Origin of the sequence: Kitasatospora dryopteridis (assembly GCF_050749075.1) — a bacterium.
Classification (GTDB): Bacteria; Actinomycetota; Actinomycetes; order Streptomycetales; family Streptomycetaceae; genus Kitasatospora.
Genome location: NZ_CP192749.1, coordinates 4,691,626 through 4,711,792, shown reverse-complemented (window position 1 = coordinate 4,711,792; position 20,167 = coordinate 4,691,626). Strand labels below are relative to the sequence as shown.

The window sequence follows — 20,167 nt, the reverse complement described above, 5'->3', positions numbered from 1 at the left end:
GGGTAATGGTTTGGCAAAAGAATTCGCGTACGCCGTGAGGAGGATCTCCTGCGGCGCCACAGTGGCGCTGGTGCCCGGGGCCGGACTCGAACCGGCACGGCCTCGCGGCCAAGCAGTTTTAAGCTGCCCGTGTCTGCGTTCCACCACCCGGGCGTGAACCGCGCGCCCGTGTCGGGCTCCCCTGAGCCTAGTCGCCCCGATGCCCGTTTCGCATGTTCGGGCCATCGGAAGTTGTCATGTTTCCTTGCCATCTGACGAACAGTCCGCGATTCGGCCACCCTTGCGATGAGATCCGGCCAGCGGCGCTTCTCAGGGTCGGTGTCATACCGCAGGAGGAGGGGACACGTTCCGGATACGCCTGGTGGCGGTCGCGGGAACCGTTCGCCGGAGCGACGAAGTCCATGATCACGCAGGAGACGATCGAGTAGACAGCCCGCACCCTCCCGACAGGAGCCCTCGTGACCACGACGACCGCATCCGCCGTCCGCACCGGCCAGGCGGCCGCCCGAGCCGACGGCCTGAGCAAGGTCTACGGGGCGGGCGAGACCCGTGTGGTCGCGCTGGACGACGTGAGCGTGGCCTTCGCCCAGGGCGAGTTCACCGCCATCATGGGGCCCTCCGGCTCCGGCAAGTCGACCCTGATGCACTGCATGGCGGGCCTCGACACGGTGAGCTCCGGCTCCGCGACCATCGGCGGGACGGAGCTGGTCGGCCTGAAGGACAAGCAGCTCACCCGGCTCCGCCGGGACAAGATCGGCTTCATCTTCCAGGCCTTCAACCTGCTGCCCACGCTGACCGCGCTGGAGAACATCACCCTGCCCATGGACATCGCGGGCACCCGGGTGGACAAGCAGTGGCTGGACCGCGTGGTCGACACGGTCGGCCTCTCCGGCCGGCTCTCGCACCGCCCCTCCCAGCTCTCCGGCGGGCAGCAGCAGCGTGTCGCCTGCGCCCGCGCGCTGGCCTCCAAGCCGGAGATCATCTTCGCCGACGAGCCGACCGGCAACCTCGACTCCCGCTCCGGCGCGGAGATCCTCTCCTTCCTGCGCAACTCGGTGCGCGAACTCGGCCAGACCGTCGTGATGGTGACGCACGACCCGGTCGCCGCCTCGTACGCCGACCGTGTCGTCTTCCTCGCCGACGGCCGGATCGTCGACGAGCTGATCGCCCCGACCGCCGACACCGTCCTGGACCGCATGCGCCGCTTCGACGCCAAGGGCCGCACCAGCTGACGCGCCCTCCGCAGCCCGCCCGCACCGACTCCTCCAGGACACCCATCCATGTACCGCACCGCACTGCGCAACGTGCTGGCCCACAAGGGCCGACTGCTGATGACGGCGCTCGCCGTCATGCTGGGCACGGCCTTCGTGGCCGGCACCATGGTCTTCTCCGACACGCTCGGCGAGGCCATGAAGAACAGCCTCTCCAAGAGCTACTCGGACGTCTCCGTCCAGGTCACCGACCCGGTCGCCGACTCGATCTTCCGCGCCCGTGAGAAGAGCGGGAAGAACCAGGCGAAGCTCACCGACGACACCGTGGCGAAGATCGCCGCGCTGCCCGGCACCGAGCGCGCCCGCGGCAGTGTCGGCGGCTTCGTCGGCGTCGCCGACCGCAAGGGCGACCTGATCGGCCAGGGCTGGAGCTCCCGCGGCGGCAACTTCCTGCCGGACGCCTCCGGCAAGGACTCCCGCTACCCGATGGCCGAGGGCCGCGGCCCGAAGACCTCCCAGGAGATCGCCCTCGACCGCCGCACCGCCGAGAAGGGCGGCTACCGGCTCGGCGACCGCGTCCGGACGGCCTCCGACGGCCCGGCCGTGGAGCGGACGCTGGTCGGCGTCTTCACCACCGACGACCCGCAGGTCGAGTCCGGCGGCACGCTGACCCTCTTCGACAACGCCACCGCCCAGCAGCTGCTGCTGGCGCCCGGCCAGTACAGCACCATCACGGTGACGGCGAAGCCGGGCACCTCGCAGTCCGCCCTGCTGCAGCAGATCACCCCGGTCCTGCCGGGTGACGGCCAGATGCAGGCCGAGACCGGCCAGGAGCTGACCGACAGCCAGACGAAGATGATCGCCGACGGCACCTCCGGCATGAAGACCGCGCTGCTCGCCTTCGCCGGTATCTCGCTCTTCGTCGGCATCTTCATCATCGCCAACACCTTCACCATGCTGGTCGCCCAGCGCACCCGCGAGCTGGCCCTGCTGCGCGCGGTCGGCGCCGGCCGCGGCCAGGTCACCCGCTCGGTGCTGATCGAGGCGCTGCTGATCGGCATCATCGCCTCGGTTGCCGGCCTGGTCACCGGCATCGGCATCGGCGCCGGAATGCGTGCCGTGCTCGACGCCCTGGACGCGGGCCTGCCGGCCGGCAGCCTGGTGGTGGCCCCCGCGACGATCGTGGTCTCCCTGGTGGTCGGCGTCGTGGTCACCACGCTCTCCGCACTGCTGCCCGCCGTCCGCGCCTCGCGGATCGCCCCGGTCGCCGCCATGAGCAGCGGCGACCAGCCCGCCCCGCAGAAGAGCCTGATCGTCCGCAACGTGATCGGCGGTCTGATCGCGGCCGGCGGCCTGGGCCTGGTCGCCCTCGGCGCCGCGTCCGGCGACTCCTCGGGCCGGATGCCGGTGGCCGCCGGTGCGGGCCTGGCCATGATCGGCATCTTCATCCTGCTGCCGCTGCTGTCCCGCCCGGTGATCGCCCTGGTCGGCCCGCTGCTGCGCCCGGCGGGCACCGCCGGCCGGCTGGCCCGGCAGAACGCGGTGCGCAACCCGCGCCGCACCGCCGCCACCGCTGCCGCGCTCACCATCGGCCTGGCCCTGGTCAGCTCGCTGACGGTGCTCGGCGCCTCGGTCGGCGAGGCCGTCGACCGCTCGGTGACCAGCAGCATGAAGGCGGACTACAGCATCAAGACCGCCAACGGCATCTCCCCCGACCCGAAGCTGGCCGCCTCGGTCGCCAAGGTGCCGGGCGTGGCCGCGGTGAGCCCGATGACCGACGTGTACTGGATGCTGGACGGTCAGGACCGCGCGATCAGCGGTGTGGACGCCGACGCGGTCGACCGGCTGGTCTCGCTGACGCTCGACAGCGGCTCGGTCGGCGCGCTGAAGCAGGGCGGCATCCTGGTCGAGGCGGACACCGCGAAGAGCCACAACCTGTCGGTCGGCTCCACCCTGTCGGTGGAGTACCCGGACGGCAGCAAGGGCCAGGTCACGGTCGGCGGCGTCTTCCAGAAGAACGAGCTGCTCTCGCCGGTGGTGATCGCCAACACCGAGGTGTTCAAGCACGCCGAGGACCCGTACGTCACCCAGATCCTGGTGAAGGCCTCCGACGGTCCGAGTGACGGCCTGCGCAAGGCGATCAAGGACGCCACCGGCAGCAACCCGGTGATCGAGGTCCGGACCAAGCAGGACATCCGGGACGAGTTCAACAAGATCATCACCTTCATGCTGAACCTGATGTACGGCCTGCTGGCGATGTCGGTGCTGGTCGCCGTGCTCGGCGTGATCAACACGCTGGCGATGTCCGTCTTCGAGCGGAAGCGGGAGATCGGCATGCTCCGCGCGATCGGCCTCGACCGGCGCGGCATCAAGCGGATGGTCCGGCTGGAGTCCGTGGTGATCTCGATGTTCGGCGCGGTGATCGGCGTCCTGCTCGGCTGCTTCCTGGCCTGGGCGGTCAACGGCACCCTGGAGTCCAGCATGCCGGGCCTGGGCACCGTCCTCCCGTACGGCAAGCTGCTGGTCTTCCTGGCGCTGGCCGGGCTGGTGGGCATGGTGGCCGCGATCTGGCCGGCCCGCCGCGCCTCCCGGCTGGACATCCTCTCCGCCATCAAGACGGACTGACCCTCCGGCTCCGCACAGGGCCCCGGCACCGACCAGGTGTCGGGGCCCTGTGCCGTCCCGTAGCGGGCCCGGTACGGCCCCGGGACGCAGCCCCGGGCATCCCCGGACGTGCCGTCAGCCGGATGCGCCCCTGCGGGTGCCCGGGCGCCCCCGGACGGCACGCCCCGGGCACGCCGAAGGCCCCCGCCCGGTTACGGCGGGGGCCTTCGGTCACTTCTGTACTCCGCCCGGCTCGCACGGCCGGCTGAGCACCACGGAGGTCGTGGTCCGGCGGCGTTGCCGGGCGGAGGGCCTCCGACTCATCCCCGGCCTGCACGGCCGGGGTCACAGTCGCTTACTTGCTGGTGGCGAGCTCCTTCTCGGCGACAGCCGGCTTCGCCTGGGCCGGAATGGCCTTGGCGGGGCCTGCGGCCTCCTGGAACGCCTCGAACGGCTTCTCCATCTCGGCGAGGCCGACGGTCTCGCGCTTGAGGAACATCGCCAGCGTCCAGTCGGTGAACACGCGGATCTTGCGGTTCATGGTGGGCACCCGGCTGCCGTGGTACAGGCGGTGGAACCACCAGGCCGGACGGCCCTTCAGCTTGTACTTGCCGAAGAGGATCGCCACACCCTTGTGCAGGCCGAGGCCGGCGACCGCACCGAGGTTCTTGTGCTTGTACTCCTTCTGCGGGAAGCCACGCATGCCGGAGACCACGTTGTCGGCGAGGACCAGGGCCTGACGCACCGCGTGCTGGGCGTTCGGCGGGCACCAGGCGCCCTCGCCGACGGCGAGGTCCGGGACCTGGGCGTTGTCGCCGGCGGACCAGACGTAGTCGAAGCCCTGCACCTGGAGGGTGGGAGCGGTGTCGACGTGGCCGCGCGGGCCGAGCGGGAGGCCGAAGTTGGCCAGCACCGGGTTCGGCTTGACGCCGGCCGTCCAGACGATGGTGGAGGCGTCGGCCTCGACACCGTTCTTCAGGACGACGTGCTGGTCGACGCAGGAGTCCATCGAGGTCTCGATGTAGATCTCGATGTTGCGCTCTTCGAGCTTCTCCTTGGTCCACAGACCGAGGTCCGGGCCCATCTCCGGGAGGATGCGGTTGGCCGCCTCGACCAGGATGAAGCGCATGTCGTCGCGGCTGACGGTCTTGTAGATCTTGGCCGCGTCGCGGGCCATGTCCTCGATCTCGGCGATCGTCTCGACACCGGCGAAGCCGCCGCCGACGACCACGAAGGTCAGCGCCTTGCGGCGGACGTCCGCGTCGGTGGTGGACTCGGCCTTGTCGAGCTGCGCCATGACGTGGTTGCGGAGGCTGATCGCCTCCTCGACCGTCTTCATGCCGATGCCGTGCTCGGCGAGACCCGGGATCGGGAAGGTGCGCGAGACCGAGCCGGTGGCGACGACCAGGTAGTCGAAGGGCAGCTCGTACGAGTCGCCGGCCGCGGGCTGGATGGTGGCGACCTTGCGGGCGTGGTCCACACCGGTGACCGCACCGGTGAGCACCTCCGCCTTCTTGAGGGCGCTGCGCAGCGGCGCGACGAGGTTGCGGGGCGCGACGTTGCCGCCGGCCGCCTCGGGAAGGAAGGGCAGGTACGTCATGTACGACCGCGGGTCGACGACCGTGACGGTCGCTTCGCCGTAACGCATCTTCTTGAGGATGCGCATCGCGGCATACAGGCCGACGTAACCACCGCCGACAATGAGGATGCGAGGACGCTCCGTGGTGCTCATATCCGAAAGTATCCACCCCCATCTGACGGGCACTTCGTGAGGCCCGTCACAAGCCTCTGGACACCCTCTGCTACACTGCGCGGCCGCATTTCGGGGGTGTAGCGGCCCGCTCACTGCGCGGGGCGGTGCCGGGTGAGCCCGGGGGCGGTCATGGCCGCGCTGAGCAGCAACGATCCCGGTCACGCCGGAGTTCCCGAGCGGAATTTCGAATCCATCGCCGACAGGCGAGCTCAGCCTGCGATCCGCTGGCTGGACACGGAGGGCGACCTTCGGTCCCACATATCGGACGGACCGGACACCGGAGTGCGCCGAAAGGCCGGTCGGCCATGTGAAGAAATTCACGAAGGTTCTTGCGACACGCGGTACAGGCGGCGGCCCCGGGCGCCGCGGGGGCGCTCCGGGGCCGCTCGGGTAAGGCCCTCAGCAGGTCAGGGGGCGATACTCCAGGCGATGCCGTCGAGGATGTCGTGCTCGCTGACGACCACCTCGGAGGCGCCGGTGCGCTCCATGATCTCCAGCAGGACGAGCGCGCCGGCGCCGATCACGTCGGCCCGGCCGGGGTGCATCACCGGGATGGCCATCCGCTCGGCGTGGGTGGAGTGCAGCAGCTTCAGCGCGGTCTCGCGGACCTGCTCCACGGAGAGCCTGGCGTGGTGGATCTTCTCGGAGTCGTACGCGGGCAGGCCGAGCACGATGCCGGCCACCGTGGTGACGGTGCCGGCGAGGCCCACCAGGGTGGCCGCCTCGGTGAGCGGGACGGCCTCGGCGGCGGTGTCGAGCGCGGCGCCGATGTCGGCCCGGGCGCGGGCGATCTGCTCCTCGGAGGGCAGTTCGGTGCCGGCGAAGTGGCGCTCGGTCAGCCGCACGCAGCCGATGTCCACCGAGCGGGCGGCCTGCACGTCCTCGCCGCCGAGCACGAACTCGGTGGAGCCGCCGCCGAGGTCGAAGACCAGGAAGGGCGGCTTGAACGAGCCGCCGGTGAGCTCCTTGGTGGCGCCGGTGAAGGAGAGGTGGGCCTCCTCCTCGCCGCTGACCACCTGGGGGGTGACGCCGAGAACGGCGTGCACGCCCTCGGTGAACTCGGCGGCGTTCTCGGCGTCCCGGGAGGCGCTGGTGGCGACGAAGCGGATCCGCTCCGGGCCCACGCCGTGCGCGGTGATGATCTCCGCGTACTCACGGCAGGCCGCGAAGGTGCGCTCCAGGGCGTCGGGGTGGAGGCGGCCGGTGGAGTCCACGCCCTGGCCGAGCCGGTTGATGACCATCCGGCGGTCGAGGTCGGTGATCGCGCCGGTGGCCGGGTCGAGGTCGGCGATCAGCAGCCGGATGGAGTTGGTGCCGCAGTCGATCGCGGCGACCCGGGTTGCGGTCACTGGCCCTCCTCCTCGGCGCGGGCGCGCTTGGCCGCGCGCTCGGCGGTCTTCTGCTCCTTGGCCGCGATGACGGCGGCGTGGTCCTGGTCCTTGGCGCGGTTGCGGAGGACGCGCTCGCCGGCGGCCTCCACCTCCTCCGCGGAGACGCAGGGGCCCTTGGCCCACCAGTCCTCCAGCATGCCGAGCGCCTCGTCGCCGAGCGGGTTGACGCCCGGTCCGGCGGCCAGCGAGTGGCCGACCAGGACGTGCAGGCACTTCACCCGGTCCGGCATGCCGCCGGCGCTCGGGAAGCCCTCCAGCACCTCGATGGCGTCGCGGCGGGCGATGTAGTCCTCGTGGGCCGCGCGGTAGGCGGCGGCGAGCTCCGGATCCTCGGCGAGCCGGGCGCTCTGATCCTTCATCACACCGTCGGCCTCCAGGGTGCCGATCAGCGAGGCGGCCTTGGGGCAGGTCAGGTAGTAGAGCGTGGGGAACGGCGTGCCGTCGGGCAGCCGGGGGGCCGTCTCGACCACGTCGGGGTTGCCGCAGGGGCAGCGGTGGGCCACGCCGCGCAGCCCTCGCGGGACCCGGCCGAGCTGGGCGGCGATGGCGGCGACGTCGGCGTCCGGCACGGCGGGGCCGGAGGGGGTGCCGGGGTGCTGTTCAGAAGTCATGGGGTGCTGTCTTCGTGAGGGGCGGTGGTCGAGTCGGCCAGGTCGACCGAGTCGAGGACGGTGGTGTACCAGGGCTTGGCGGCCCTGACCGGGCCGGTGGGCAGGGCGTCGGCGGAGGCCGGCCCGGCGGTGGCCGACGGGTCGACCGAGACGAACGGGGTCTCACCGGGCATCGCGAAGTGCAGCCGCTCGCGGGCCTGCGCCTTCACGTACTCCGGGTCCTGCCAGCGGGCCTTCGCCCGGCGGAGTTCGTCGACCTGCTGCCGGGCGTGCTCCGCCCTCGCCCGCTGGTCGGCGATCTCCGAGCGCTGCGTCAGGAACTGCCTTGCGGGGTAGGCGAGTATCGCCACCAGCGAGCACAGGACGAGCACGAGCACGGTCGCGCGGCTGGTGAAGCGCGGTCGCCCCGCCAGTCCCGGGATCTTCCACATCGCTCGTACCCCTCCTGCTCACGCCGGTGCCCCGGCCCCCACCCTACGGGGTGGTTGCCGGGGCACCGGTCCAGCGGCCGTGTGTCAGCCGCGGGGTGTCAGCCTTCGAACTTGAACCGCGGGAACGCGCCGCGGCCCGCGTACTCGGCGGCGTCGTCGAGGATCTCCTCGATGCGCAGCAGCTGGTTGTACTTGGCGACGCGCTCGGAGCGGGCCGGGGCGCCGGTCTTGATCTGGCCGCAGTTGGTGGCGACGGCGAGGTCGGCGATGGTGACGTCCTCGGTCTCGCCGGAGCGGTGCGACATCATGCAGCGGTAGCCGTTGCGCTGGGCCAGCTCGACGGCGTCCAGGGTCTCGGTGAGCGAGCCGATCTGGTTGACCTTCACCAGCAGCGCGTTGGCGGTGCCGGTCTCGATGCCGCGGCGCAGGCGCTCCGGGTTGGTGACGAACAGGTCGTCGCCGACCAGCTGGACCTTGTCGCCCAGCTTGTCGGTCATGGCCTTCCAGCCGTCCCAGTCCGACTCGTCCAGCGGGTCCTCGATGGAGACCAGCGGGTACGCGGCGACCAGCTCGGCGTAGTAGTCGATGAGCTCGGCGGAGGAGATCGCCTTGCCCTCGAAGGTGTAGGCGCCGTCGTTGTGGAACTCGGAGGACGCGACGTCCAGGGCGAGCGCGACGTCCTTGCCCGGGGTGTAACCGGCCTTCTTGATGGCCTCGACGATCAGGTCGAGGGCCTCGCGGTTGGAGTCCAGGTTCGGCGCGAAGCCGCCCTCGTCGCCGAGGCCGGTGGACAGGCCGCGCTCCTTCAGCACGCCCTTGAGGGTGTGGTAGACCTCGACGCCCCAGCGGACGGCCTCGGAGAAGGACTCCGCGCCGATCGGGGCGATCATGAACTCCTGGATGTCGACGTTGGAGTCCGCGTGCGAGCCGCCGTTGAGGATGTTCATCATCGGCACCGGCAGGACGTGCGCGTTGGGGCCGCCCAGGTAGCGGAACAGCGGCAGGTCGCTGGCCTCGGAGGCGGCGTGCGCCACGGCGAGGGAGACGCCGAGGATGGCGTTGGCGCCGAGCGAGGACTTGTCGGGGGTGGCGTCCAGGTCGAGCATGGCCTGGTCGATCAGGCGCTGCTCGGTGGCGTCGTAGCCGACCAGCTCCGGGCCGATCTGCTCGATGACGGCGAGGACGGCCTTCTCCACGCCCTTGCCGAAGTAGCGGTTCTTGTCGCCGTCGCGAAGCTCCAGGGCCTCGAAGGCACCGGTGGAGGCACCGGACGGGACAGCGGCACGACCGGTGCTGCCGTCGTCGAGGCCGACCTCGACCTCGACCGTGGGGTTACCGCGGGAGTCGAGGATTTCGCGGGCTACGACGACATCAATGGACGGCACGAGGCATCTCCTAGCGGAAGCGGATGAGGGTCGTTACGACCAGAGCCTAACCGCACGGGCCCACGGGGCCACGCCGCGCATGGCCCTGTCTCACCGTGTGACCTGGCTACTCGCCGGTAGTTCACCTGAAGGACCACAAAACCGGCCGTCCGCCCCCGGGTGCCGCCCCGCGGGCGGACGGGCCGTTCGTACAGTGCCGGTCCGTCAGTCCAGCTGCAGCTGCTGGCCGGGCAGGATCAGGTCGGGGTCGGCGCCGACGACCTCCCTGTTGTTCGCGTACAGCTGCTCCCAGCCGCCGGCCTGGCCGCGGTCGGCGGCGATGCCGGAGAGCGTGTCGCCGGGCTGCACGGTGTACGTCGCGCGGCCGACCGCGGGGACGGGGACGGCCTGGAGCGTCCGCCCGGAGTCCTCCGCCGCGGCGTCCCCGTCGTCGCCGCCGGCCGGCCCGGCCGGGGTCGGCGGCAGGTACCGCTCGTAGATCTCGCGGTGCGCCGTCCAGTACCAGCGGTCGTCCTTCTGGTACCAGTACACGCCGCCGGACGCGTCCCACCCGCCGTGGCCGGGGAACCGCGGCGAGCCCGAGCGCTGCCCGCTGCCGGACTGCCCGCTACCGGACTGGGCGGTGCCGGACTGGGCGGTGCCGGCCGCCCCGGTACTCGAGGCGGAGGCGCGGGTCAGGCCGGCGCGTTTGGAACAGACCGGCCACGCATTGGGCCCCTGGGAGGCCAGCACCTTCTCGGCGACGGCGATCTGCTGGCTCTTGCTCGCCTGGTGGGCGAGCGGCGCGTACCGGGCGCCGCCGAACCCCTTCCAGGTGCGTGCGCTGAACTGCAGCCCGCCGTAGTAGCCGTTGCCGGTGTTGATCTTCCAGTTCCCGCCGCTCTCGCACTGGGCGACCTTGTCCCAGATCGAGACGGGGGCGGCATGCGCGCCCGCCGCGGTGAGCAGCGGCATGGCGAGGCCGACACCGGCGACACCCGCGACGGCGACCGCCTTCTCGGCGGAGGTCCTGCGGCGGTGGCGGCCAGGTCCGGTGAAGAGCATGGGTTGTCCCTCTCCGAACGCCTGCGAGGTGAGCTGTCGGGTTCGGACCGGGAGGCTTGGCCCGGCCGCGGCCGCAGGAGGGGTCCTGCTGACGCGGCTTCACCCCTAGCCGTGGGGACGGCGACGAACGTGGTTCCCCCGCCCCTGTCCTTCGTCTTCGGTCGTCAGGCCCGGGATGCGGCGGACAGGATTCGGCGTTTCCGCAGCCGGGGTCCGCTGCTGCGGACTGATCCGGAGAGTAGGCAGAGCCGACGACCGATCACAAGCTCATATCGCTCATATCACGCAAGAATTACGGCGAACTGATTATCGCCCACGAACGATACTGGTTTGTCCTGATTGATGAGTGTTCAGTCCCGGTCTCCCGGCGGCGACACGACACACCGTCAGGCGGTGTCGTCCCGCCCGGGCGGCGGTGGAACGTCCGCCTTCGGGGTGAAGGCGACCGGCAGCTCGCGCAGCCCCCGCATGATGAGGCCGCCGCGCCAGCGCAGGTCGGCCGGGTCGGCGGCCAGCGCGAGGTCGGGCAGCCTGGTCAGCAGCGTCGCCAGCGCCGCCCGGCCCTCCAGCCGGGCCAACGGCGCACCGATGCAGTAGTGGATGCCGTGGCCGAAGCCCAGGTGCGGGTTGTCGGTGCGGGCGAGGTCCAGGGTGTTCTCGTCGGCGAACCTGGCCGGGTCGCGGTCGGCCGCCGCCAGCACGACCAGCACCGGGTCGCCGACCGGGATCTCCACCCCGCCGATCGCCAGCGGCCGGGTCGCGAACCGCCAGGTGGCCAGCTCCACCGGCCCGTCGTAGCGGAGCAGCTCCTCGATCCCGGTCTCCAGCAGGCCGCTCTCGCCGCGGGCCAGCGACTCCTGGAGCAGCGCCCGCTGGCCGGGGTTGCGCAGCAGCGCGTACAGGCCGTTGCCGATCAGGTTGACGGTGGTCTCGAAGCCGGCGAACAGCAGGATGAAGGCCATCGCCGCGGCCTCGTTCTCGGTCAGGTGCTCGCCGTGGTCGCTGGCCCTGATCAGCCCGGAGATCAGGTCGTCGCCGGGGTCGGCCCGCTTGCGGTGGATCAGCTCCGCTAGGTAGCCGCGCATCCGCTTCACGGCCCGGCCGACGCCGCCGCGCTGCCCTCCGTGGTGTCGGATCATCATTCCGGCCCAGTCCCGGAAGTCGTCCTGGTCCTCGGGCGGCACGCCCAGCAGGTCGCAGATCGCGTAGATCGGCAGCGGGAAGGCGAACTCGTGGATCAGGTCGGCGGTGCCGCGCCCGGCGAAGGAGTCGATCAGCCGGTCGGTGAGCTGCTGCACCCGCGGCTCGAACTCCGCGACCCGCCGCGGGGTGAACGCCTTGGACACCAGCCGGCGCAGCCGGGTGTGGTCCGGCGGGTCGATGTTCAGCAGGTGCGTCATCAGGTCGGCCTGCCGCTCACCCGGGATGCCGACCCGGCCGGAGCGGTGCGCCTGCTCGCTGTGGTGCACCGGGTTCTTCGACAGCCTGCTGTCCGCGAGGGCCTGCCGGGCGTCCGCGTACCGGGTCACCAGCCAGGCCTCCACTCCGCTGGGCAGCGTGGTGCGGTGCACCGGCGCGTGCTCGCGCAGCCAGGCGTAGGCGGGGTACGGGTCGGCGGCGAACTCCCAGGTGAAGAGTTCGGGCTGGTCGGTTCGGGACGTCTCCGGCATGCCCCGACGGTATCCGCTGGACGGCGGCCCGCCCGACGCCAGGCACCGTCCGCCGTGCACCCGTGGGACACGCCCCGGACCGTCCGCCCGGACGGGCGTGAGTCTGGTCACCTGGGGGGTAATCCCTGTTGCGGAGGGTCGCGGGGTGCCTACGATCCTCCGATAACCGATGACGGGCGGCCGTGCGGTGCCGTCCACGGGGAAGCGTGCTCAGAGAGGAGCAGGCCGTGCGAGTAGCCGGGGCAGTGGTGGTCATCGCCGTACTCAGCGGGGGCGAGGGGGCGGACCTCGCCCGCCGCTTCGCCGCCGCAGGGGCCGCGGGCATGCTCGTCGCCGACCTGCGCCCCGGCGTGGCGGAGGACCTGGCCACCGAGCTCGACCGCCCGGGCTGCCCGGTGGTCGGCGTCAGCGGCGACGCCCACCAGCCGAGCGACATCGCCGCCCTGGTGGAGACCGCCACCAAGCACCTCGGCCCGATCGACCTCTTCGCGGTCGCCGGCCCGCACGGCGAGCGGATCGTCTCCTTCGCCGACCTGCCCGACAGCCTCGCCCCGCTCGCCGAGCTGCTCGCCCTGGTCGGCGAGGCGATCAGCGAGGTCGTGCCCCCGCAGCGTCAGTCCGACAGCCCCTCGGCCGTCCGCACGGCCGTCCGGTAGCGGCGCGCGGCACCGCGCAGCGCCGCATCGACGTCCACCCCGGCGTCGTACGCCCGCTGCGCCACGGCCAGCAGCAGCTCGCCGGCGCTCTCCGCGGTCAGCTCGCCGGGCAGCTCGTACGGCGCGTCCGGCACCGCCGTGAAGCCGGCCCGGCGCACCCTCGACACCAGCTTGGCCGCGTACGCCAGTGCGGGCAGGCCCGACGGCACGCCGTCGAGCACCGACTCGCGCTGCTTCTCCGCGGCCTTCAGCTGCTCCCAGTTGGCCTCGACCTGGTCGGAGCCGGTCGCCTCGACGTCGCCGAAGACGTGCGGGTGCCGGTACATCAGCTTCTCCACGATGTCGCCGGCCACGTCGTCCACGGAGAACGGGTCCTCGGGGTGCTCCTCGGCGATCCGGGAGTGGAAGAAGACCTGCAGCAGCACGTCCCCGAGCTCCTCGCGCAGCGTCTCGCGGTCGCCCTCCTCGATCGCCTCGACGAGCTCGTACGCCTCCTCGACCAGGTACTTCACCAGCGACTCGTGGGTCTGCTCGGCGTCCCACGGGCAGCCGCCGGGCGAGCGGAGCCGGTCCATCACCGAGGCCAGGTCGAGCAGCCGCGCCCCCGGCAGGTCGTACGAGCCCGGCAGCAGCTCGATCTCCGGCACCGAGCCGGCCTCCTCGACCGCCAGCCGGGCGAGCGCGTCGGTCAGGCCCGGGTCGCCGTCCGGGCTGCCCAGCCAGAGCACGGGCGCGGCCCCGGCCAGCAGGCGGGCCAGTGCCGGCGCGGACGTCCGCTCGACGATCTCCACCTCCACCCCGGCCTGCCGGACGGCGGGCAGCTGCGGGTGCGCCGGGTCGGCGGCCAGCACCCGGCCGGCCGAGCGCAGGGCCTCCCAGGCCGGCCAGGACAGCAGGCCGGGGGCGACCCGGTGGGTGGTGGTCAGCAGGATCAGCTTCGGAGTCTCCACACCCCCGAACCTACCGTTCCCGGCCTGCTGCCCGGCCGCGCTCGGGGAGCGGGGTGCGGGCCGGCGGCGGTGCGGGCGGTCAGCCGGCGGCGGGGCGCCGGGGCAGCCAGTCGGTGGTGGCGTCGACCAGGGCGATCTGCTCCGGGTCCCAGCGGCCGTAGCGCGGGTTGACCTCGACGCCGAGGGCGGTGCCGGCCTCGGCGAGGGCCTTGCGGACGACCGCGTCGCCCTGCTCGGTGCGCGGGTCCTGGCCGGCCGCCGCGGCGATCTTGCGGATGCCGATCTGCTGCCGGTAGAAGACCGGGACGTCGGCCGCGGCCACGCCCTGGCGGAGCAGCAGCTGCCGCTCCAGCGCGGCGTCCCCGCCGAGCATCTTCGCGTCGGCCTGCCGGGCCTCGGCGATCTCCCCCTCGGAGACGGACAGTCCGCGGTCGGCGAGGGCGCGGGCGATCACCCGGTCCAGGACGAGTTCGGCGACCGTCCGGCGGACCAGGCCGGCCTGCTCCGGCCGGGCGTTCTCGGGTGCGGCGGCCGCCGTTGCGTCCCGCAGCGCGGTCACCTTGGCCTGCACCTCGGCGATCGGGATCCGTTCGCCGCCCACCACCGCCGCCGCGCCCTGGTGCACCGGGGCGCCGCCGCACGCGGACAGCACGGCGGCCGCGAGCAGGACGCCGGCGGCCGTGCGGGCCGGGCGGAGGGCGGAGCGGATGCGGATCACGTGGGGCCTCCCGGGGCGGTGGGTGCGGCGTATGGCGTCCGATGGTTCTCCTGACTGGAGTGAACAATAGGGAGCCGTCCGCGCCTTGCCCAGACCCCGCACGCGGGCCCGTGTGCGCCGTGCCTCAGCCGCCGGTGGCGTACGGGTTGCCGGGCACCGGGGTCGGCGGCGGGCCGGCCTGGCCGAACAGCCGCGGGTCGGGCCGGGACGTCCCGGACGGCGGTGTGCCGGCCGCGGGCGCCGACGGGGTGGCGCCGGGCAGCGGGGTCGCGGTGCGCAGGGCGCCGATCCGGTCGAGCAGTGCGCGCAGCCGCCGGACGTCGGCGTGGTGCGGGCCGCGGCGGCGCTCGGTGTCCAGCAGGAGTTCGAGCAGGGTGTGCCAGGCCGCGTCGTGGTCGCCGGCGGAGGTCAGCAGCCGCCCGGTGCGCTCGCGGACCTCCAGGGCCTGGTCCGAGTCGGGCGGCAGTGCGGCGGTCAGCGCCCGGTACTCGGCCAGGGCCTCCGCAGAACGGCCGAGCCGCTCCAGACAGCCCGCCGCCCGGTAGCGGTGGTCGAGCGCCGCCGGATCGTACGGGCCGCGCTCGGCCGCGGTGGCGGAGGCCAGCAGCCGGTACTCGGCGAGCGCGTCCTGGGCGCGGCCCTCCTCCAGCAGCGTCCGGGCGTAGATCGTCCGGACGGTGTGCAGCAGCGGGGCGCCCTCGCCGAGTTCGGCGGCGGCCCTGGGCAGCAGCCGGGCGGCCAGGCCGATCACCTCGGTGTGGCGGCGGGCGGCCACCAGGTCGGAGAGCCGGGCGCAGGCGGCGGTCAGGTCCTCGGCCGGCTCGGGTGCGCGGGCCGGCTCCGGGGTGCGGTTCGGCTCCGGGGTGTGCGGCGGCCCGGCGGCGGCCGGGACGGCGGCCATCAGCACGGGGGCGTGGTCGGCCGCGGCGGGGTCGCCCGCCGGTGCCGGGGCGGGCAGCCGCACCCGCAGCGGGGCCGGCGCCGCCGTGCGGGCGGGCTGCGGCTGGTGCGGGTGGCGGTACGGGCGGGCGGGGTCGGGCAGCGCGCCGTACGGGGGCTGCGGCCCGGCGGTCGGGGCGGGCAGCAGCGGAAGCAGCGAGGCGTACACCTGCTGGGCGTCGGCGGGGCGGTCGGCGGGCTGCTTGGCGAGCAGGTCGAGGACGAGCCGCTCCAGCGCCGCCGGGACCTCCGGACGCAGCTCGCGCAGTGGCGGCGGCGGCTCGTCGACGTGCCGGCGCAGCACACCGAGGGCGGTCGGGGCTGTGAACGGCGCGTCGCCGGTGAGCATCTCGTGCAGCAGGCAGCCGAGCGCGTAGAGGTCGCTGCGCGGGTCGACGCCGGCGGCGAGGGCCTGTTCGGGCGCCATGTAGGCGGGGCTGCCGATCGGGGTGCCGGTCAGGGTGAGCCGGGTGGCGTCGGGGTCGAGGGCGGTGGCGATGCCGAGGTCGAGCAGCACGGTCCGGCCGTCCGGACGGACCATCACATTGCTGGGCTTCAGATCGCGGTGGACGACCGGGACGGCGTGCACGGCGGCGAGCGCGGAGCAGATCTGGGCCGCGGCGGCCGCCGCCCGGTCGACGGTGAGCGGGCCGTCCTCGGCGAGCAGGTCGGCGAGGCTGACGCCGGGCACCCGCTGCATGACGAGGTAGAGCTCGGCGCCGTCGGCGCCCGCGTCGAAGACCGTGACCAGGCCGGGGTGGTCGAGCGCGGCGCTGATACGGCTCTCGCGCAGGAAGCGGCGGCGCAGTTCGTCGGCGCGGCTGCGGGTGGTGTCCTCGGGGCCGAGCAGGTCGGTGCGGAGCAGCTTGACGGCGACCCGGCGGTCGAGGCGCTGGTCGTGCCCGGCCCAGACCTGGCCCATGCCGCCGTGCCCGATCTTCTCGGTCAGCCGGTAGCGGCCGTCGACCACCCTGGCGGCGGTCACGGGCGGCCGTCCCCGGCCTGACGGCGCAGCAGTTCACCGAGCTGCTGGAGGTCGTCGGCGCCGGGCGCGGACTGCACGGTGGGGGCGCCGGGGCTCGGCGCCGGGGGCTGGGCCGGGGCGGGCGTGTAGGCGTGCGGATACGGCTGCGCCGGGTACCCGGCGGGCACCGGGCCGGGGTGGACCCGGCCGGAGGGCATCGGGACGGCGGGCATGGGCGCGGGGGGCGTGGGGGCCGCGGGCGGGTACTGCGTCGGCAGGATCAGGCCCTGCGGGGGCCAGTGGGCCTGGACGGGCTCCGCGGGGGTGCCCCAGATCGACCGGCTGTCCATGACCAGGAAGTGCGCGGGCGCCCCCAGCCAGAGCAGGATCGCGGTCAGCCCGGTGACGTCGGCGTACCAGGTGCCGGTGGTGTCCTTCGGCGAGAGGCCGAGCACGACGTACATGGTCAGCTGGACGAGCCCGAACACCACCGCGCCGAGCACGTCCACCGCCCGGCGGCGGCGGGCCGCGAGCAGCACCGAGGGCAGCATGCCGAGCAGACCGAAGGTCAGGAGCGGCACCAGGCAGACGAGAATCCTGTGCAGCAGGCTGAACGGGCCTCCGGCGGTGCGGCCGGACTGCGCGTACAGGGGGCCGGACATGCGCGCTCCTGTGCGTGATCGAGGGTGTGTCGCACACCGTACCGCCACACCGCCCGGCGGAGCAGAGCCTTTCCGCCCGGACGCCGCCCGGACGCCGCCGGGACGGTTCGCCGGGGCACGACCGGGGCCGCCCCGGGCGTCCGGGTCCGCTCTAACGCTCCGTCACCGCGCCTGCTGCCAGGCCGTCGGTGAGGCCCTGGGCGAGGGCGCGGCCGAGGGCGGCGGCCTGGTCCAGGGCGGCCTCGAAGTCGGCGATCCGCCGGAAGGCCGCGCCGAGTTCGTGCTGGCGGCCGGGCGGGACGCGGGGCAGCTCCACCCGGCGGACGTCCAGCCGGGTGGTGGTGGAGGCGTAGCTGCTGGCGCGGCGGGCGCTGCCGGTGGCGCGCAGCACGCCGGCCAGGAAGTCGGGGTCGAGCTGGGCCGGGTCCGGGCGCAGCAGGTGCAGGCGGGGGCCGAGGGCGACGCCGTCGAGCGGGCCGCCGGCCCGGACGACGCGGGCGGTGCCGCCGCCGAGGGCGGGGGCGAGGACGTCGCCGGGGCGGGTGGTGAGGGCGGTGTCGCCGGCCGCCGCGGCGGCGCTCGGCGCGGTGCCGGCCAGCAGGTCCTGGTCGGTGAGGACGGGGATGCCGGACGGGCCGTCACCGCCGGCCGCAGGGCGGGCCCCTGGCCGCTGGAGTGCACCTCCAGGGCGCCGGCGCGGGCGAGTTCGCCGACCGTCACCGTCGGCGGGCCGGCCGGCGCGGGGGCGTCGGCGACGGCGGGCAGGGCGGCGGCCGGGTCGGCCGGGCCGGCGAGCAGCTCGGCGAGCCGGGCCTGCAGGTGCAGCAGGGCGGCGGCGCCGCCGTCCGGGGCGGCGGCGGGCAGGTGGCGGGCCGGGGAGAGGTCGGTCTCGTCGTCGAGCAGGTCGAGGGCGGGTACGGCGCGGTGCACGCCGGGACGGTCGGCGGGCAGCGGGCCGCCGTCCCGGGCGGCGGTGTCGAAGGCCCGCCAGGTGTCGAGGACGGTGCGGTGCAGGGCCGGCCAGTCGACCCGGTCGCGGCCGCCCTCGGCGGCGGGGTGGGCCGCGGCGGCGTCCAGCAGCAGCACCCGGCGGAAGTCGTCGCCGGGCCGGGGCCCGCGCAGCAGCCACAGGTGCAGCGGGACGCCGTACGGCGGGGCGGCGCCCGCAGGCAGTGCCACGACGGCGCGCAGCGTGCCGGAGCGGACGAGTTCGGCCCGGATGCGGCGGCCGGCGCGGCGTGCGGCGACGGTGGGCGGCAGCAGCAGGGCGGCGAGGCCGCCGGGGCGGGTGTGCGCCAGGCAGTGCAGCACCCAGGCGAGTTCGGACTCGCCGCGCGCAGGGACGAGGCCGCTCGGCCACCGCGAGTCGTACTGCAGCTCGTCGTGGCCCCAGTCGCGCTCGTTGTACGGCGGCTGGCAGAGCACGGCGTCGGCGGCCAGGCCGGGGTGGGCGTCGGCGCGCAGCGAGTCGCCGGGGCGGAGGGCGAGGGCGAGCGGGGCCGGTGCGGTGGGCGGGGTGTGCAGGGCCAGCCGGAGCAGGGCGAGGGCGGTGTGCACGGGGTCGAGGTCCTGGCCGTGGCGGGCGGCGGACGGGCCGGCGGCGAGCAGCAGGGCGCCGAGGCCGCAGGCCGGGTCGAGGACGCTCCCGCAGGGGCCGGCCAGGTCGGCGAGGAGTGCGGCGGCCTCCGGCGGGGTGGTGGCGAGCTGCCGGGGCCCGCCCTCGGCGTGCCGGGCGAGCAGTTGCTCGTACGCACCGGCCGGGCCGTGCTCGTCGGCGAGGCGGACGAGCAGCCGGACGAGGTCGAGGAAGGTGGCGCCGGCGAGGGCGGGCAGGCCGAGGAGGGCGGCGCCCTCGGGGCCGAGGACGCCGTGCGCGGTGCGGTGCAGCAGCCGGGGCAGCGCGCCGGCGAGCCGGGTGTCGGGTTCGTCGCGCAGGTCGGTCCGGGCGGACGGCTCGCGGTGGAGCAGCAGCAGGACGGCGCCGGCGGCGACGAGCGGGGCGGCGGGGTGGCCGTCCGGTTCGCGCAGGGTCTCCAGCTGGCGGTGGGCACGCTCCAGCACCGGCAGTTCGGCGATCTTGCCCTGGGCACGCAGCCAGCCCTCGACCTGGTCGAGCCGGAAGGCCGGGCTGCTGTCGGTGCCGCCGGAGGGCTGGGGGAAGTCGGCGTGCCGGCGGCGCCAGTTGCTGACGGCGGCCCGGCCGACGCCGGCCAGTCGGGCGATCTCGACGGCGGTCACCTCGGGACGGTCCGGCATCGGGGCTCCTCGGTCGGTGACGGCGGCGCGCGGGTCGGCCGCGGGTGGCCGCGGCCCGGCGGCCCGTGTGACCGCCCAGCATAGCCATGCGCCACCCGCCTTCGTTCACATGTGAACAGAGAGGTTTCTTGAATCACTGTTGACATGGTTCACAGCCACATGGTCTGATCGGGTCATCGCCGAAACGGCCGGATGCCGAGGCGAATCCACCCGACTCACTTGGGAGTTCACGTCATGGCCAGCACCGCCGCCCGCAGCACCGTCCGCCGCTCCGCCGCCGCCCTGCTCGCCGCCTCGCTGGTCGCGCTCGGCGCCACCGCCTGCAACACCGGCGACTCCTCGGTCTCCACCGAGGCGAAGAAGCCCGCTTCCAGCGCGCCGGCCGCCTCCGGCGGCGCCAAGCAGGGCGCCCCGGCCCCCGCCAAGGTCGGCGACACCATCGCGCTCAAGGGCTACGAGAAGAACGGCACCGCCGACGTCACCGTGGTCAAGATCGTCGACAACGCCGAGGGCGAGGACGAGTTCAGCAAGCCGGCCGACGGCAAGCGCTTCGTCGCCGTCCAGTTCCGGATCAAGGCCACCGGCAAGGCCTACAGCGACGCCCCGTCCAACAGCGCCAAGCTGCTGGACAACCAGGGCCAGTCGTACGGCACCGGCCTCTACGACACCAAGGCCGGCCAGGGCTTCTCCGGCTCGGTGAACATCGCCCCCGGCGAGAGCGGCCTCGGCTTCCTGACCTTCGAGGTCCCCAAGGACGCCGTCCTCGACAAGGTCCAGTTCACCCTCGACAGCGGCATGGCCGACCAGACCGGCCAGTGGAAGCTCGCCTGACCGGTGCTGCTCCCGCGGCGCACCGGTCGCGGAGCACTCGCACGGAGACCAAAAAGGGCGGCCTCGGGCACCTGACCCGAGACCGCCGGAC

Annotated in this window: 16 protein-coding genes, 1 tRNA gene and 1 riboswitch; of the genes, 4 read left to right on the top strand and 13 right to left on the bottom strand. The window is 73.8% G+C overall.

The window, feature by feature from the left end; genetic code table 11:
* Positions 1–68 precede the first annotated feature (68 nt).
* Positions 69–153, bottom strand: a tRNA-Leu gene (locus tag ACQ614_RS21465).
* A 305-nt stretch (positions 154–458) separates the two neighbouring features.
* Between ACQ614_RS21465 and ACQ614_RS21460 the strand changes: the two genes are divergently transcribed.
* Both ACQ614_RS21460 and ACQ614_RS21455 read left to right on the top strand, forming a co-directional pair.
* Entirely contained in the window at positions 459–1,232 is a 774-nt protein-coding gene (locus tag ACQ614_RS21460; RefSeq protein WP_363495901.1) for an ABC transporter ATP-binding protein, read from the top strand.
* Between the two features lie 48 nt (positions 1,233–1,280).
* Positions 1,281–3,836: an ABC transporter permease gene (locus ACQ614_RS21455; protein WP_431680117.1), complete on the top strand. Its 2,556-nt coding sequence runs from the start codon at positions 1,281–1,283 to the stop codon at positions 3,834–3,836.
* 334 nt (positions 3,837–4,170) lie between these two features.
* On the opposite strand, the gene ACQ614_RS21450 is transcribed toward ACQ614_RS21455, so the two are convergent.
* The 7 genes from ACQ614_RS21450 to ACQ614_RS21420 all read right to left on the bottom strand — a co-directional run bounded on the left by ACQ614_RS21450 (position 4,171) and on the right by ACQ614_RS21420 (position 12,100).
* Positions 4,171–5,547, bottom strand: coding sequence for an NAD(P)/FAD-dependent oxidoreductase (locus tag ACQ614_RS21450; protein WP_431680115.1), 1,377 nt, complete (start codon positions 5,545–5,547; stop codon positions 4,171–4,173).
* 428 nt (positions 5,548–5,975) lie between these two features.
* Positions 5,976–6,917, bottom strand: coding sequence for an exopolyphosphatase (locus tag ACQ614_RS21445; RefSeq protein ID WP_431680114.1), 942 nt, complete (start codon positions 6,915–6,917; stop codon positions 5,976–5,978).
* Positions 6,914–7,570 carry a DUF501 domain-containing protein gene (locus ACQ614_RS21440; protein ID WP_363495889.1) on the bottom strand — a complete coding sequence of 219 codons (657 nt, stop codon included), beginning with the start codon at positions 7,568–7,570 and terminating at the stop codon, positions 6,914–6,916. Before ACQ614_RS21440 ends, ACQ614_RS21445 begins: the two co-directional genes overlap by 4 nt.
* The gene (locus tag ACQ614_RS21435) at positions 7,567–8,001 is read right to left on the bottom strand and encodes an FtsB family cell division protein (RefSeq protein WP_363495886.1); all 435 of its coding nucleotides are present in this window, start codon (positions 7,999–8,001) and stop codon (positions 7,567–7,569) included. Before ACQ614_RS21435 ends, ACQ614_RS21440 begins: the two co-directional genes overlap by 4 nt.
* 98 nt (positions 8,002–8,099) lie before the next feature.
* On the bottom strand, positions 8,100–9,386 hold the full coding sequence (gene eno, locus ACQ614_RS21430; RefSeq protein WP_363495883.1) for a phosphopyruvate hydratase: 1,287 nt from the start codon (positions 9,384–9,386) through the stop codon (positions 8,100–8,102).
* 204 nt (positions 9,387–9,590) lie between these two features.
* On the bottom strand, positions 9,591–10,430 hold the full coding sequence (locus ACQ614_RS21425) for a transglycosylase family protein (RefSeq protein ID WP_431680112.1): 840 nt from the start codon (positions 10,428–10,430) through the stop codon (positions 9,591–9,593).
* Positions 10,431–10,434: 4 nt separating this feature from the next.
* A riboswitch (cyclic di-AMP (ydaO/yuaA leader) is annotated at positions 10,435–10,623 on the bottom strand.
* Between the two features lie 193 nt (positions 10,624–10,816).
* Positions 10,817–12,100 carry a cytochrome P450 family protein gene (locus tag ACQ614_RS21420; protein WP_431680110.1) on the bottom strand — a complete coding sequence of 428 codons (1,284 nt, stop codon included), beginning with the start codon at positions 12,098–12,100 and terminating at the stop codon, positions 10,817–10,819.
* Between the two features lie 227 nt (positions 12,101–12,327).
* On the opposite strand from ACQ614_RS21420, the gene ACQ614_RS21415 reads away from it, so the two are divergent.
* Positions 12,328–12,756 (top strand): SDR family NAD(P)-dependent oxidoreductase, encoded by a 429-nt coding sequence (locus ACQ614_RS21415; RefSeq protein ID WP_431680109.1) that lies wholly within the window; start codon positions 12,328–12,330, stop codon positions 12,754–12,756.
* Here the strand turns inward: ACQ614_RS21415 and ACQ614_RS21410 are convergent.
* The 5 genes from ACQ614_RS21410 to ACQ614_RS21390 form a co-directional block, all read right to left on the bottom strand.
* The gene (locus tag ACQ614_RS21410) at positions 12,714–13,706 is read right to left on the bottom strand and encodes a MazG family protein (protein WP_431680108.1); all 993 of its coding nucleotides are present in this window, start codon (positions 13,704–13,706) and stop codon (positions 12,714–12,716) included. The genes ACQ614_RS21415 and ACQ614_RS21410 overlap by 43 nt on opposite strands.
* A 79-nt stretch (positions 13,707–13,785) precedes the next feature.
* A complete protein-coding gene (locus ACQ614_RS21405; RefSeq protein WP_431680107.1) occupies positions 13,786–14,424 on the bottom strand; it encodes a SurA N-terminal domain-containing protein in 639 nt (212 codons plus the stop codon).
* Positions 14,425–14,548: 124 nt separating this feature from the next.
* Entirely contained in the window at positions 14,549–16,348 is a 1,800-nt protein-coding gene (locus tag ACQ614_RS21400) for a protein kinase domain-containing protein (RefSeq protein WP_431680106.1), read from the bottom strand.
* A complete protein-coding gene (locus tag ACQ614_RS21395) occupies positions 16,345–16,989 on the bottom strand; it encodes a hypothetical protein (RefSeq protein WP_431680105.1) in 645 nt (214 codons plus the stop codon). Before ACQ614_RS21395 ends, ACQ614_RS21400 begins: the two co-directional genes overlap by 4 nt.
* Before the next feature lie 162 nt (positions 16,990–17,151).
* Entirely contained in the window at positions 17,152–19,245 is a 2,094-nt protein-coding gene (locus tag ACQ614_RS21390) for an N-6 DNA methylase (RefSeq protein WP_431680104.1), read from the bottom strand.
* A gap of 234 nt (positions 19,246–19,479) precedes the next feature.
* Between ACQ614_RS21390 and ACQ614_RS21385 the strand changes: the two genes are divergently transcribed.
* On the top strand, positions 19,480–20,076 hold the full coding sequence (locus tag ACQ614_RS21385; protein ID WP_431680102.1) for a DUF4352 domain-containing protein: 597 nt from the start codon (positions 19,480–19,482) through the stop codon (positions 20,074–20,076).
* Positions 20,077–20,167: the final 91 nt, after the last annotated feature.

Coding starts and splice junctions, on each gene's coding strand:
- ACQ614_RS21455 (WP_431680117.1), top strand. CDS start 1,281: ATGTACCGCACCGCACTGCGCAACGTGCTGGCCCACAAGGGCCGACTG.
- ACQ614_RS21450 (WP_431680115.1), bottom strand. CDS start 5,547: ATGAGCACCACGGAGCGTCCTCGCATCCTCATTGTCGGCGGTGGTTAC.
- ACQ614_RS21440 (WP_363495889.1), bottom strand. CDS start 7,570: ATGACTTCTGAACAGCACCCCGGCACCCCCTCCGGCCCCGCCGTGCCG.
- ACQ614_RS21435 (WP_363495886.1), bottom strand. CDS start 8,001: ATGTGGAAGATCCCGGGACTGGCGGGGCGACCGCGCTTCACCAGCCGC.
- ACQ614_RS21425 (WP_431680112.1), bottom strand. CDS start 10,430: ATGCTCTTCACCGGACCTGGCCGCCACCGCCGCAGGACCTCCGCCGAG.
- ACQ614_RS21420 (WP_431680110.1), bottom strand. CDS start 12,100: ATGCCGGAGACGTCCCGAACCGACCAGCCCGAACTCTTCACCTGGGAG.
- ACQ614_RS21395 (WP_431680105.1), bottom strand. CDS start 16,989: ATGTCCGGCCCCCTGTACGCGCAGTCCGGCCGCACCGCCGGAGGCCCG.
- ACQ614_RS21390 (WP_431680104.1), bottom strand. CDS start 19,245: ATGCCGGACCGTCCCGAGGTGACCGCCGTCGAGATCGCCCGACTGGCC.
- ACQ614_RS21385 (WP_431680102.1), top strand. CDS start 19,480: ATGGCCAGCACCGCCGCCCGCAGCACCGTCCGCCGCTCCGCCGCCGCC.